The organism is Brevibacillus laterosporus LMG 15441 (assembly GCF_000219535.2).
Classification (GTDB): domain Bacteria; phylum Bacillota; class Bacilli; order Brevibacillales; family Brevibacillaceae; genus Brevibacillus_B; species Brevibacillus_B halotolerans.
On record NZ_CP007806.1, the window covers coordinates 4,353,186 to 4,366,888 of the forward strand.

Below are 13,703 nucleotides of genomic sequence, written 5' to 3' on the forward strand. Positions count from 1 at the left end.
CATTATAACATGTCAACTGCATCAGACCCCAGTTCTCACCTTGACTTCTTTCCGTCCATTTCGTATGGTGGAGAGTAGCTTGAACTTTTTTATTGTATAGAAAAGAGGTTTTTCCTGTGGAAAAGAAACATCTCTTCCTTCTCTTTAGCATTATCTTTTTAATGATGCTTGGCTTTGGAATTATTATCCCTATATTGCCTTTTTTCGTTACGGAAATCGGGGCGACCACAACGCAATTGGGGATATTATCTGCCAGCTATAATATCATGCAATTTATATTTGCTCCCATCTGGGGACGCTTATCGGATCGCTATGGACGAAAGCCGTTTATCCTTTTAGCCCTATTTGGATTTTCTGCCAGCTTTATTCTATTTGGATTTTCAAGTAGCTATTACGAAATGCTGTTTTACCGTGTACTTGCTGGGATTACTTCCGCTGCGGGTATCCCAACCATCACAGCAATGGTAGCAGATATTTTTCCGCCAAAGGAACGGGCAAAAGGAATGGGGATTGTAGGAGCAGGTGTAGGTCTTAGCTTCGTATTCGGTCCCGCGCTCGGCGGTATCCTAGGAGACGTTAGCTTGTCACTGCCATTCTTCGTTTCAGGAGGTCTAGCTTTTATTACATTCGTTTTTACATGGGTTTTACTTCCAGAAAGCTTGCCCAAGGAAAAGCGCGGTAAATACCTTAAGAAAAAGCCTATCAGTTCATTGGGAGCCATTTTTAGTAACCTAGGATTATTGTATCAGATCATGCTGGTTACATCGCTTGCTTTTGCAGCGATGGAGACGGTCTTTGCTTTATACATATCATATGAATTCAATCTGACCTCCAAGGACATGGGCTATATGTTTCTTATCATGGGCTTAATCTCTGCTAGTTTACAGGGTGGGATTGGCAAATTAGTAAAACGATTTGGTGAATCAAAATTGCTGGCTACAGGAATATTCTTTTATGTTCTAGGATTCTTCTGTGTTTTACTCGCTTCTACTTTCCTAGAATTTGCACTCACCCTTTGCTTATTTGGTCTAGGTCAAGGTATGATGCGAACTACGAACACCGCCATGATTTCGCAACGTACGCCCGATGGACAGGGGGCTACATCCGGGAACATGAGCGCCATGGATACCATGGGGAGAATTGCAGGTCCCATTTTAGCTGGGTGGCTCTTTACCTTCTCACATAGCTTGCCATTTATAATCAGTGGCATACTGTGCTTCGGTCTTTTAGCGATCTATGTAGGCAGAGTGCATCACCTGCCAGAACCAGAGCCAGAATCTGAGTCGGACGCGTATTCTCCCGCCTCTCAGTAACCATTTCATTTTTTCTATACATATAAAAGGAACGAGCTGGGATACACCAGTTGGTTCCTTTTTTATGCTTACAAACCTGTAAGCTTAGGGTAATCTGGATCGATGTTACGAAACACTGCATTTCCTTATAGTAAATTAGAGATGAGATGACATCACAAAAGAAGGAGTAAGTAATGAACGATTTCACACAAAAAGATCGGATCGATACCCTTGATTATCTTCGTGGTTTTGCTCTGATGGGTATTCTTCTTGTTAATATCTTGGCTTTAATGAAAGTACAATCAGCCCCTGTTAGCAGTGCAAATGCTTTTATTGAGCACATGCTTAACTTCACCGTAGAATCTCGTTTTTTTGCTATTTTCTCATTTTTATTTGGAGTAGGATTTTATATTTTTAAAAGCCGCTCTCAAGCAAAAGGGCACAAAAGTACATTGCTATTTATTCGCCGGTTGCTAGTCCTATTCGCGATTGGATATCTTCATCAGCTATTGCAGCCGGGAGAAGCATTATTCATCTATGCTATTTTTGGCTTTGTATTACTGCCTTTTTATCGTTTATCGGCCAAAAAAAATCTACTGCTTTCATTATTTCTGCTTATTCCTACCTCTATTTTGGGAGGAAAGATTCTTGTTGTTTTCCCATTATTTTTGTTAGGGCTTGCTATCGGACAATACGGAGTCTTCCGAAATATTCCAGACTTTATGCCCAAGATAAAGCAATGGCAAATGGTTTCTTTCATTCTCATGATAGTCGGGCTTTTTGTTCAATATGTGCTCTTGACGAAAACAGCTTCAACTGACTTCGATGACTCCTATATTCATGCCTTACACAATTACAGCCTGTGCATTGTCTTTGTTGGACTCGTGATGGCTGTATTCTATGTAACTAGCATTATCCGCCTGCTACAGCAAACAACTGTGCAGAAATGGTTAGCTCCCTTAAAGTATTACGGTCGCATGGCTTTAACGAACTATATCGGGCAAACTCTGATCATTATTGCGTTGCGTGATTTATGTAATCTTTCAGGCAAGCTGGGCCATTTGCAAACTACGCTAATCTGTCTTGGTATTTATGCACTACAAATGCTAGCCAGCTACCTATGGTTGTCGATTTTTACCATGGGTCCACTGGAATGGGGCTGGCGTGTGTTGACGTATGGAACATTTACACCTCTGATAAAACGTAACAGCGAAAACGCATCCTGGTAGTCGGATGCGTTTTCGATTATTATAAAGTTTCTCTCAAAGTTCTCCTCAGGCAATACACCTTACTTCCCTTTCTGAGGTGTGTTCTTATCCCCTTCAAATAGCACGTTGCCCGTATCTACATCATAGAAGGTGACCGTTGTATAAGGTGGCGTACTGATCTTACCCGCGACATAAGGGTAGCTAATGACCATCGGATACATTTTATTTGCCTCTGGCTTGGTCTGTTTTACATATACTTTTAGCATTTCCCAGCTTTGTTCCGTATGATCCACAACTAAGCCATACCCAGGATTAGGAGCTTCTCCATAGGCAATCACATATAAATCACCCTGTTGATGAACCCCGCGTTCTCCTTTAACGCTTTCGATAAAAGCTTTCTCCTCCGCGCTTAATTGCTCTTCTGTCAGTGTTTGGAAGGTAGAAGCAGGCTTCTCTCCCTGAACCACGGGTAGATTTGTAACCTGAATTTCATCCGTTTTACCATCCCACTTTACTTGTGCGGATAAGGATTCCATTGTCCAGCGCAGGGGCACATACACCTTGCCCTGATAAAGCACAGCTCCCTGCTCTACCTTTTGTTCTTTTCCATTCACCGTTACAGTAGATTTACCTGTCTGAAATATCAGAGATTTCTGTTGAACCTTCAATTGATAGGTTCCTGCTTTTTCTGTGAGCTGACCGCCTGTTATATTACGTAATTCCTGTAGGTTAATCATTGTCCGTTGGTTAACACTAATCAATGGTGAGTGTTTGATTACCTTCTGTTGATTTATCATAAGAGAAGTGGACACCGGTTTTACTGTTGCTTGAGCCATGCCTGGTATAGCTGAGCCTACAAGTGTAAGCCCCATTACGGCTACTGCTGTCGTTTTTCGTAACATTTGTACTCAATCCCTTCGCTTTTTTCGTCAGGTTCCGCTATTGTTACTTTGTTCATTTTTCTTATGCTACTTGTTTGACTTAAAGATTCCCCATAATGTTTCATTTTCTTACCTACATCTTATTATCTTTTTTTCGCTTCATGCTGATATTACTATTTACCCATAATTTTTACCAATTGGCTACATAAATAAGGCAAATGAGTGACAATTGTCACACTGCTATTTTGCCTATTTTTATTTATGCGATAATTATAGGTACGAAGAAGATTTTACCAACTAAGCTCGATAACAAAGGAGTTTTCAAATGACAACACTTATGTCCATGCCAAAGGTTGACGTGGTTCGCCAACAACTGATTTCTCATCCAATTTCGATTGCTATGCAGACACCGGAAAGCGTTCGTACCTTTATGGAACACCATGTGTTCGCTGTATGGGATTTTATGAGTTTATTAAAACGTTTACAATTAGATGTAACTTGCACAAGTGTACCTTGGCTTCCTGCTCCTCATGCTGCATATGCTCGTTTCATTAATGAAATTGTACTCGGAGAAGAAACTGATGAAGATGGCAATGGCGGCTTTACCAGTCACTTTGAGCTGTACTTGCAGGCTATGAAGGAAGTAGGGGCTGATACATCTAAGATCGAGCATTTTCTGGGGCTGCTAGAAAAGGGTACCTCTCCTGATGAAGCTCTAGCATTATGCAACGCTCCTGACAGTGTACAGCGTTTTGTAAAACAAACTCTTCACTTGGCTAAAGAGGGGGGAACCCACGAGGTTTGTGCTGCCTTTTTCTTTGGTCGTGAAGATATTATACCAGACATGTTTCAGGTACTTGTACAGGAATTGACCTCCAAAGGAGAAGCTCCTGCTTGCCTGTTGTATTATCTAAATCGTCACATTGAGCTAGATGGAGATGAACATGGACCTTTAGCTGAAAAACTTCTTGCTTCTCTTTGTAAAGAAGATGCCCAAAAATGGAAAGAAGCAGAAGCAACAGCTATTCAATCCCTTACCAGCCGCATTTCCTTATGGGATGGTGTTCTAGCAGATATTCAAAAATAATTCTTTTGGGGGACTCACACTCTCCTGTAACGGGGTTATGTAGGAAATCCTTTACAAAAAAAGAGCTTGTCACCTCTTCATTTTTTCGAGGAAACAAGCTCTTTGCTTTTGAGATTCTTCTGGTGATCTGTGGTGCTAACGCGCTACAGCCAAGGTCGCGTTCTCTTCATTTGAATCTAAAATGACACTATCTTTCTTTGGTTTACCAGAAACACTTCCTGAAGCCAATCCGTATGGAATGCATAGAGGAACACCGCTGCGAGGGTCTGGAATAATGTCAGCCTCAATGCCAAATACATCCCACAGCATTTGATGCGTCATGACCTCAGCAGGGGTCCCTTGAGCCATTACTTTCCCTTTTTTAATAGCGATAACATGATCGGCATAACGAGTAGCATGGTTTAGATCGTGAACAACCATAACAATCGTACGCTTCTCTTCTGTATTTAACTTAGCTAGGAGCTGTAACACTTCTAATTGGTGAGCCATGTCAAGGAACGTCGTTGGTTCGTCCAAGAACAAAATATCCGTCTGCTGGGCTAACGCCATTGCAATCCATGCACGTTGACGCTGACCACCTGACAATTGGTCGACTCCTCTTGTAGCAAACTCATTGATACCGGTAACTTCCAGTGCCCATTGTACAATGTTTTTATCCTCTGGCGTCATGCTCCCCATACCCTTTTGATGAGGGAAGCGTCCATAAGAAACCAATTCTTCTACAGTAAGTCCATCCGGAGCTACTGGATTTTGCGGCAGAATAGCTAAATCCTTGGCTACTTTGCGAGTATCCTGTTGGTGAATGGATTTACCATCCAAGAAGACTCCACCTTTTTTCGGTTTCAAAAGACGTGCCATCGTTTTTAGAATGGTAGACTTACCTGATCCATTTGCACCGACCAGAGCAATGATTTTTCCATCAGGTAATGATATGTTTAAGTCTTCCACAATGAGATTATCATTATAGCCAATGTTTAACTGTTGTGTATGTAAGCGAACCATGATCATCTTCCTTTCGATGTCACGCAATAATATCCTGAATGATAGTACCTTCCCTTAAAATGATATTGGTTCTCATTATCATTGTCAAACATTTTCTATAAAAAAACCAATTAACAAGGGCATTGTTAGCTGCCAAGCAGACTAACATTCACCTTATTAACTGGTTTTTTCGTTACGCCGCACTGTGTGCCAGCTTCGTTTGTTTTTCTTTTGTACCATATTCGTAGGTCCATGTAACCACTTTACCAGCGATTGAAACTGCTAGAAGCGTGTACAAGACTTGAGGTATTGGCAAGAAAAATAACGAAAGCAATAACACAAGGACGTCAAATATTAATAAAACGGTACCTACTGACATACCCGTCCACTTACTTATGAATAGAGACAAAATATCGTCTCCACCTGTTGCCCCACCGAATCTAAGAACCAATCCTAGACCGAAGCCTGTGCTGATTCCAGATAATAAAACAGCGAGCAACATGGCATTGCTAAAGTCAAATACTAGCGGCGAAAAACGCTCACATAGTTCATAGAAAAAGGAAAACGATGTCGCTGCTACAATGGTATTAATCAAAAACTTACGTCCCTTGATCATCATTGCAACTAAAATGACTGGAATGTCTAATGCTAGCATCGTAATAGACGGTGACCAATCAAAAGCGTATTTTCCAAGTAATGATAACCCCACAAATCCACCTTCACTTAAATTATTCTGAAAGTTGATGTGGTAATAGCTAAAGGCCAATAAAAAAGTTCCCAGTAAAATCATGAAGGTTTGTTGGTATGGTTTTGTCCTCATCGAGGCTTCCTCTTTTCGTAGTTAGTTAGTCACTTTCTCCACTAACTACGAAGCAGGTCCTGACAGGATCGCTTGCTTGTATCATAAAGCATCTCTCTTTCGTAGTTAGTGTTCACAGATCAAGAGTGGAACGCTCTAACTACTACGCTACGTATCTGAGAGATCAAACCGTTTCCAGATTGTCCTTCGCGGTAACATCACTATCCGATCCTTTCATTGTAAAGTTACATTTTCATTATAACATAAAAATCGCTTCATGAATCAAACAAGTGGTAATATAGGCTCTTTTTTTATATTTTTTCTACATGATTACACACTTTAAAAAAGTGATACAGACAAGATAAATTGACCTAACATAACAACTAAAGGAATGGTAACGAAGCTGATAATTGTGGAACTAACGGTCGCCATCGCTCCTAAATCTTCATCAGCCGCGTATTTGGCGAATAACATGGAGGCTAGCGTCATCGTAGGCATTGCTGCCATCACTAAAGTAACTTGGCTAATCTCTGTCGCTAAGTGAAAGCTCCAAAGCAAACCAGCAACAATGACTGGATACAAGAAAAGCTTAACAAGCATAGACAAACTTAAAATGGGGAGTGCTTGTGCTGTTTGTTGTTTACGTACCAACAGATCGGGAATTAATAAACCGACTTCAAAACCATAACACCGATTGTCCAGAGCACCAGATCAAGCCCAGCATCGTAGACTGCCGCAAGCAGTCCCCCTGTCGGTCCGAACAGCCCGACACACAAAGGAAGCCCGATAAATCCGGTATTGCCCAGTCCAGCAATAAAGGAAAATTCTTTTCGCTTATTGATCGGCACCTTACATAGGACTGCAAATAAAAAAGCAAGAAGCATTCCAAGACAGCTTAGACCAACAGCAATAAAAAAGATGAGAAAAATATGATGCAAGAGTTGCTGGTTCATCTGTGTGTGAAAAATTCCGTTGAGAATGATGCATGGAACGGCTACATTGATAACAATGGTAATCAACAATTGGCGAGCATCAGCAGTGACTGGTTTCATTCGACCAATCATTGCCCCTATTCCAATAATGACAGCCATCATACCCACAGATGAGAACAATGGTGCAAGGGCCAAGCGAATTTCCCTCCTGTTACACTAATAGTATGGTGAAATTCAAAGATTATGTCTGATGCTCCTAAGACATTTGCCCAGGTTCTGTCTCCAGTAATAACCATTGCAAATCTACGTTCTCTTTTTGCTCGCAGGTTTGCAACAAATCCCCAAGTAAAGGAATGGCCTTTTCAAGTGAAATAGCCCAATCTGCTGGTACTGGCAGCCCTTCGCCTTCTACGGTGATGATTCTTCCCGCCACTTCCGCATCACCCTGCTTCGTGGTTAGTACATAATGACTGATGTCACGTGCATACTCTTTCCATTGAATTAAGACGTATCCTTCATCACCGCCCGACACAACCAAATCAACATGGTCGCCATAGGCAGCATGTACCAACGTTCTCATTTTCCCATCCAAGCTCGCAATTTCTCGCAGCACCTCGTGCCAAGACACATGTTTTCTTTCTTCTTTGCGTTCATCTGTGTACATGCGCCAATCGTTCAATCGCCTCGCCCCTTTATTCATTATGTTCAACCTTATAAAAGTAATATTGTTCAAAATAATCCAACATCAGTAACAGATATTATCTTCGACTCTGCTTTTTTCATTTTAGCTGTTTGTCAAAAGATATCCTTTATTTTAGCATATCGAAGCAAGCTCTCCTGTACAAAAATGCGAAGAATGCACATGTTTGTAAATGTATTCGCTTTCATTCATGAAAAAACGCTTATAATTGTGAAAAGAAGAACTTTATCGAAAATCTGTCAAAATTATAAGCATTTGTATCAACATTTTTGGTTTACCATGATGGTTGTAACAAACACTAAAACAGCTTAGAAAAACAAGGAGGTGAGTTCCATGGTGCAGCGCAGTATGAATTGGTGCGCTCGCTTTGGTCTCACGTTTCATGTGTGTAAAACCGTCTTAGCATCCGGCTTGTCATTGTTGATCGCCTCACTATTGTTCGGCAATCATTTTGCCTACTTTGCTCCGCTTGCTGCGGTATTAACCATGCAACTTACCATTGCAGACACTCTGGAAAAGGGAATTTATCGTATAATTGGTGTCATTGGCGGAGTTGTCTCTAGTATTATTATTCTTCCTTATTTTGAAAATGGAATTCTAGGTCTCGTCCTTGTTCTATTGGTAGGTATGGGTACCGCTACCGCTTTACGCTTAAATCCACAAATTATTTCACAAATCGGTGTTAGTTCTGTGATGGTAATGACCTTTCAACAAATGCAAGGTTATTCGACTGGCAGGATTTTAGAAACCATTATCGGAGCAATCGTGGCTGTTTTCATTCAAATGGTTATTCGACCAGAGAACTATGTTCCTACTGTTCAAAAGAAACATGCCGAATCTTGTAAGCAATTAGCACAGACATTAACAATTATGGCCACTGCATTAAATAATCACTCTGATGGTGCAACTACTCCGACTGTCGATCCTGCCTCCCTTTTAAAATGGAATAATGAGCTGGAGGCTTCATTAAAGCATGCAAAGAAAAGCCTAAAATATAATGTATTTTACCGAAAAGACCTTAATACGCTCTATTATCTGGAACAACAAATTGATTCTGTTCAAAAGATGTTGATCTCTATATGTAGTATCCTATATACTGCTCAGGAATTAAAATATCTCCCCACTCTTCGGCATACTCTTGATCAGCCTTTGCTTGATGCTAGTGCCGCCATTTCAACATATGGCGCCTTTGTTGCAAATCCGTCCGCAGAGGCCCATCAGGAGCTACTGAATCTGTTATACAGGGTACAACAACAACAATCTCAGCAGTTCATCACATCAATAGAAACTGCCGGTATCTCCTCTTTACGAGAGGTTGGCTGCCTGTACGCAGAGATAAATCGTATGATTGTTGAGATGGAATATTCTGCTCACGTATGGGAGTTATCCACAGCTTCTAAAGACTGCACTGACGAGCGAGTGTCAACGAATTACGCATACAGAGCATAGTAGAAAAAGAGCCTTACCCCAAAAAGGGAAAGGCTCTTTTATTTCTGCAAACTACGTATGATTAATCATCACAGAAACACACCAATATTACAATAATAATGATAATCCATAAAAAGCCTCCACCGAATATACCACCTCTTCTACCGCATCCCATGATCCTTCCTCCTTCTCACGGTCTAGTAGCGGAGAATGCATGGACTCACATACTCCTGCTAGTACCCTATGAATTTCGGTCATGTGATGCTTGGATAAGCGCGTATAAAAGTCAAAAAAGGCAGATTGCTATGGAAAAATACCTATGTATGATCTTTTGCATCTTGCGCGGAACGAATCAGGTTCATGTTACTACGAATAAACTGTTGTAACTCCTCATAAAACGTCGGATTACATCCCATTACACTGCTTTTAGCATCGTATGGAAGTTCCTTGCCTTCCATTGTGGTAGCAGTACCGCCCGCTTCCTGAATAATAAGCTTGCCTGCTCCAAAATCCCATGGGTTTAATTGCAAGCTGACGTAACCATCCAGTCGTCCTGCTGCTACGTAAGATAGCTCCAAGGCCGCGCTTCCTAACAAGCGCATACCGCGAACTTTCCCCGCTAACTCTTTGAAAATAACATCGATGCCTATCTGCTCAGCGCGTTTATGCCAAAACACACTTGTACAAAGTAAGGCTTCCTCTAATTTTACTTGACGGTGAATACGTAGCTGTCGATCGTTTAAATAAGCTCCTCCACCTTTAGTTGCATAAAACAGCTCATCACGTGATGGGTCATAGACAACACCAACAATTGCTTCCCCTTTGTGATACACGGCGATTGAAACCGAAAAATTAATTTGCTGATGAACAAAATTAGTTGTTCCATCAATAGGGTCAATGATCCACAGGGTATCATATTCAGAAGGGGCCATACCCTGAAACCGATTTTCCTCACCCAAAATGCCATGCTCAGGATATTGCTTAAGAATCATATCAATAACCATCTGCTCTACTTCTTCATCTACAGCTGTGACTAAGTCAGAGGCAGAGGTTTTATAGTTGACTGTATAGGGCTGATTCATTTTCTCCAAACTTAGCTTACCGGCTGTTTTGGCGCATGTGATCGCCAATTCTTTCCACTGTTCCAGTTCATTCGGTTGCAAAGATATCGCCACCCAACCCATCCAATTTTCTTTAGTGTATCATATTTCCCCTTCTCCTACACCTTACATTCCTAAACAACGGCGATGAATAGTTTATCTATTATAAATGCTACACTAGTAATACTATCTCCATTTCGCGACATATTTAGAACGGAAGTGATTATACTTGACCTTTTTTGTATTGATAGTCGTACTATTTAGTAGCCTGAAAATAATGGATATGATAAGTGCTTATCGATATCACATGGTTTACGAGGGACCTGAATGGGAAGCATTTGAATTATATACGTTTTTACAACAGCAGGGCATCCGCTGTCGAATTCGTAATTCTGTAACTGCTACTTTGTTTGAAGATTACCATCTTTTTACGAACAAAAGGCTCTCCTATGTAGAAGTCTTGCACAAGGATGAGACTCAGGCACATATCTTCCTGCGTTCTTTTTGGCATAAAAATAAATAGGACTAGTGTAGTAGCCCCCTTTTTGCTACATAGCCCTATTTCCCATCAACAGCAGCGATTCACTTCACCGCTTTCATATTTGTTTTTTAATGCGAAAAGATAAAATTCCTTCTCTGTCATCGGAAATATTCCAGGAGCTCCGTGTGTCGTATACCAATGCTCCAGATAACGATCATAATCGGGCATACCAAAAATTGTTTTAATGATGGAACGCACCTTTTTGAGTCGCCGTTTCCAGTATCTTATTTTCTTTCGCATTCTCACACACCTCACTTTTCCAACATAATATCCATAACTGACTATATTATTTTTAATACCACTATAACCTTATTAAACATTTCCACTACTAAAAAAATATGATTTTTTACTATATTTTTTGAAATTTCTTTGGGTAAACATATAGATTTCTTTATTGAGACTGTTTTATGATATAGATTGAGCATTTTCTTAGTTTTGTTGTCAGTCCGCTCTCTGTTCCTAAAATGTAGAACTTTATCCCAAACCGCGTTAAAACGCACCCCTATAGTTCTCCTTCACAGCATTTTTTGAACAGTTCTGAAAGCGGACTGGCAACAAGCCTTTGAAGCTAAAGGTAAGCGAAAAACCAGCACATGAGCGGTTTTTCGCTTTTTTATTGGTCTAGTTAAGCGATTAGATTCCCCTTATGATCACGTTTGGTTAGCACAAAAGGTTCCTCTTTCAGCTCGTATCTCTTTCCATTCGCAATAGAGAGCCATAGACGTATTCCATCAACAATAATGGCTATTGTAATTAGTAAAAAGATCGCACAAACAATGGTATCTACCATATCATTAAAAATCATTTTCTCGGCTGCCTCGACAGATGTTACTCCTTTTGGCAACAGTCCTGCCGCTAAAGTCTCCTTGAAGTAGTTGGCATGCGCCCAAAATCCAATCGTAATATCATTAGAAAAAATCTTTTGCCAAGCCGCATACAAGGTGGCCGATGAAAGCCATGCCATTGGAACGAGTGTAACCCAAGCGTAGCGAGCCTTGCCCATTTTAATAATGAGCGTAGTACCAACTACAAAAGCAATTGCCGCTAGCATTTGGTTGGCAATACCGAATAATGGCCAAAGTGTTTTAATCCCGCCCAATGGATCAATAACCCCTTGATACAAAAAGTAGCCCCATCCCGCTGTCACAGCAGCAGACCCGATTAGATTGCCCGGTAGGTAGTCCATGCGTTTTAATTTTGGGAACACGTTGCCCAGCATGTCCTGTACCATGAAACGGCCAACACGTGTTCCAGCATCAATGGTAGTTAAGATAAACACGGCCTCAAACAGGATTGCAAAATGATACCAAAAGGCCATAAAGACTTTTCCGCCGATAAAACCTGAAAAAATATGTGCCATTCCCAACGCGAAGGAAGGCGCCCCTCCTGTTCGGGATAAAATACTTGTCTCTCCTACATCCTTGGCTGTTTCCGTTAATAGCTCCGGAGTAATTGGGAAGCCATAATGGTTGGTAATCGTAGCTGCCGCTGTAACTGCATCAGTTCCGATTGCTGATGCGGGTGCATTTACTGCAAAATACAAGCCAGGTGTTAATACGCAGGCCGCAATCATCGCCATGATAGCAACCATAGATTCCGTTAGCATTGCCCCATAGCCAATTAAAGGAGCATCGCTTTCCTTGATAATCATTTTTGGCGTTGTGCCTGAAGCGACTAGAGCATGGAAGCCGGAGATGGCTCCGCAAGCGATCGTAATAAAGAGGAAGGGAAAAAGGTTACCGGTAAATACTGGCCCAGTACCATCAATAAACTTTGTTAAAGCCGGCATTTGTAGATTAGGTAATGTGAAAACGATGCCAATGGCTAGAAAAGCGATTGTACCAATTTTTAGAAAGGAACTGAGATAATCGCGTGGGGCTAATAAAAACCATACCGGTAAAACAGAGGCGATAAAACCATAAATGATAACCATAATAGCAAGCTGTGTACCTTCATAATCAAACAACGGGGCCCAGGTAGGCGATTCTGCCACTGCTTGGCCAAAATAAAGAGAAGCAAACAACAGCACAATTCCGATAACAGAGGCCTCCAGCACTCTTCCCGGTCGGAAATAGCGCATGTACAACCCCATCAAAATAGCAATTGGTAGCGTCATCGCAATCGTAAAGGTTGCCCATGGAGAATGAGTAAGAGAATTAACAACAACAAGCGCCAATACAGCAATAAGAATAACCATGATAGCTAGTATTCCAATCATCGCAAGGACGCCCCCAATAGGTCCGATCTCCTCCTTGGCAATCTGACCTAAGGATTTTCCATTGCGTCTCATCGAGCCAAATAGAATAATGAAATCCTGCACGGCTCCTCCCAATACAACCCCTACAATAATCCAAATGGTACCGGGTAAATATCCCATTTGAGCTGCCAATGTAGGTCCTACTAACGGCCCTGCACCTGCAATGGCCGCAAAGTGATGTCCGTATAAAACCCACTTATTGGTTGGCACAAAATCCTTGCCATCGTTATGTATTTCGGCGGGAGTAGCTCGTCTGTCATCCAAGCCCATTATTTTACGGGCAATAAAACGGCTATAAAATCGATAACCTACTGCATATGTACATAAAGCAGCCGTTAATAACCAAAAAGAGCTTACCTGTTCTCCCTTGGATAAAGCCAACGCTCCAAATCCAATGCCTCCTAATGCAGAAATAACTGTCCAAATGATTATGGAAAGTAACTTTCGCTTCATAAAAAGTGCTCCTCCTTTCAGAATGTAAGACACACAACAATAAT

General features: G+C 41.2%; 14 protein-coding genes. 5 read left to right on the plus strand and 9 right to left on the minus strand.

All coding sequences use genetic code 11. The annotated features are described in order from the left end of the window. Positions 1-116: 116 nt before the first annotated feature. Together BRLA_RS19120 and BRLA_RS19125 are read left to right on the plus strand one after the other, a co-directional pair. Complete coding sequence (locus BRLA_RS19120) at positions 117-1,313, plus strand: MFS transporter (RefSeq protein WP_003334776.1); 1,197 nt, start codon at positions 117-119, stop codon at positions 1,311-1,313. A 173-nt stretch (positions 1,314-1,486) separates the two neighbouring features. Next, a complete protein-coding gene (locus BRLA_RS19125) occupies positions 1,487-2,521 on the plus strand; it encodes a DUF418 domain-containing protein (RefSeq protein ID WP_003334775.1) in 1,035 nt (344 codons plus the stop codon). Positions 2,522-2,580: 59 nt separating this feature from the next. On the opposite strand, the gene BRLA_RS19130 is transcribed toward BRLA_RS19125, so the two are convergent. Beyond that, positions 2,581-3,402, minus strand: coding sequence for a stalk domain-containing protein (locus BRLA_RS19130; protein WP_003334774.1), 822 nt, complete (start codon positions 3,400-3,402; stop codon positions 2,581-2,583). A 304-nt stretch (positions 3,403-3,706) separates the two neighbouring features. Here BRLA_RS19130 and BRLA_RS19135 point away from each other — a divergent pair, with 304 nt between their 5' ends. Continuing rightward, complete coding sequence (locus tag BRLA_RS19135; RefSeq protein WP_003334773.1) at positions 3,707-4,468, plus strand: DUF3050 domain-containing protein; 762 nt, start codon at positions 3,707-3,709, stop codon at positions 4,466-4,468. 135 nt (positions 4,469-4,603) lie between these two features. Here the strand turns inward: BRLA_RS19135 and BRLA_RS19140 are convergent, their stop codons facing one another. From BRLA_RS19140 to BRLA_RS19155, 5 genes are all read right to left on the minus strand, one after another. Beyond that, positions 4,604-5,470, minus strand: coding sequence for an ABC transporter ATP-binding protein (locus BRLA_RS19140; protein ID WP_003334772.1), 867 nt, complete (start codon positions 5,468-5,470; stop codon positions 4,604-4,606). A gap of 172 nt (positions 5,471-5,642) precedes the next feature. Further along, the gene (locus BRLA_RS19145; RefSeq protein ID WP_003334770.1) at positions 5,643-6,269 is read right to left on the minus strand and encodes a YitT family protein; all 627 of its coding nucleotides are present in this window, start codon (positions 6,267-6,269) and stop codon (positions 5,643-5,645) included. A gap of 318 nt (positions 6,270-6,587) precedes the next feature. Continuing rightward, positions 6,588-6,899 (minus strand): AEC family transporter, encoded by a 312-nt coding sequence (locus BRLA_RS24880; protein WP_003334769.1) that lies wholly within the window; start codon positions 6,897-6,899, stop codon positions 6,588-6,590. Positions 6,900-6,910: 11 nt separating this feature from the next. Further along, positions 6,911-7,375, minus strand: a complete 465-nt coding sequence (locus BRLA_RS24885) for an AEC family transporter (RefSeq protein ID WP_003334768.1) — start codon at positions 7,373-7,375, stop codon at positions 6,911-6,913. Positions 7,376-7,436: 61 nt separating this feature from the next. Beyond that, positions 7,437-7,859 (minus strand): hypothetical protein, encoded by a 423-nt coding sequence (locus BRLA_RS19155; RefSeq protein WP_003342421.1) that lies wholly within the window; start codon positions 7,857-7,859, stop codon positions 7,437-7,439. Between the two features lie 354 nt (positions 7,860-8,213). On the opposite strand from BRLA_RS19155, the gene BRLA_RS19160 reads away from it, so the two are divergent. Further along, a complete protein-coding gene (locus BRLA_RS19160) occupies positions 8,214-9,329 on the plus strand; it encodes an FUSC family protein (RefSeq protein WP_003334765.1) in 1,116 nt (371 codons plus the stop codon). A gap of 296 nt (positions 9,330-9,625) precedes the next feature. On the opposite strand, the gene BRLA_RS19165 is transcribed toward BRLA_RS19160, so the two are convergent. Then, positions 9,626-10,492, minus strand: coding sequence for an inositol monophosphatase family protein (locus BRLA_RS19165; protein ID WP_003342415.1), 867 nt, complete (start codon positions 10,490-10,492; stop codon positions 9,626-9,628). 145 nt (positions 10,493-10,637) lie between these two features. On the opposite strand from BRLA_RS19165, the gene BRLA_RS19170 reads away from it, so the two are divergent. Further along, complete coding sequence (locus BRLA_RS19170; RefSeq protein ID WP_238547453.1) at positions 10,638-10,931, plus strand: hypothetical protein; 294 nt, start codon at positions 10,638-10,640, stop codon at positions 10,929-10,931. Between the two features lie 45 nt (positions 10,932-10,976). Here BRLA_RS19170 and BRLA_RS19175 read toward each other — a convergent pair whose 3' ends face one another. Then, complete coding sequence (locus BRLA_RS19175; RefSeq protein WP_031413057.1) at positions 10,977-11,189, minus strand: CstA-like transporter-associated (seleno)protein; 213 nt, start codon at positions 11,187-11,189, stop codon at positions 10,977-10,979. Positions 11,190-11,574: 385 nt separating this feature from the next. Continuing rightward, complete coding sequence (locus BRLA_RS19185; protein ID WP_003334759.1) at positions 11,575-13,659, minus strand: carbon starvation CstA family protein; 2,085 nt, start codon at positions 13,657-13,659, stop codon at positions 11,575-11,577. Between the last annotated feature and the right edge of the window lie 44 nt (positions 13,660-13,703).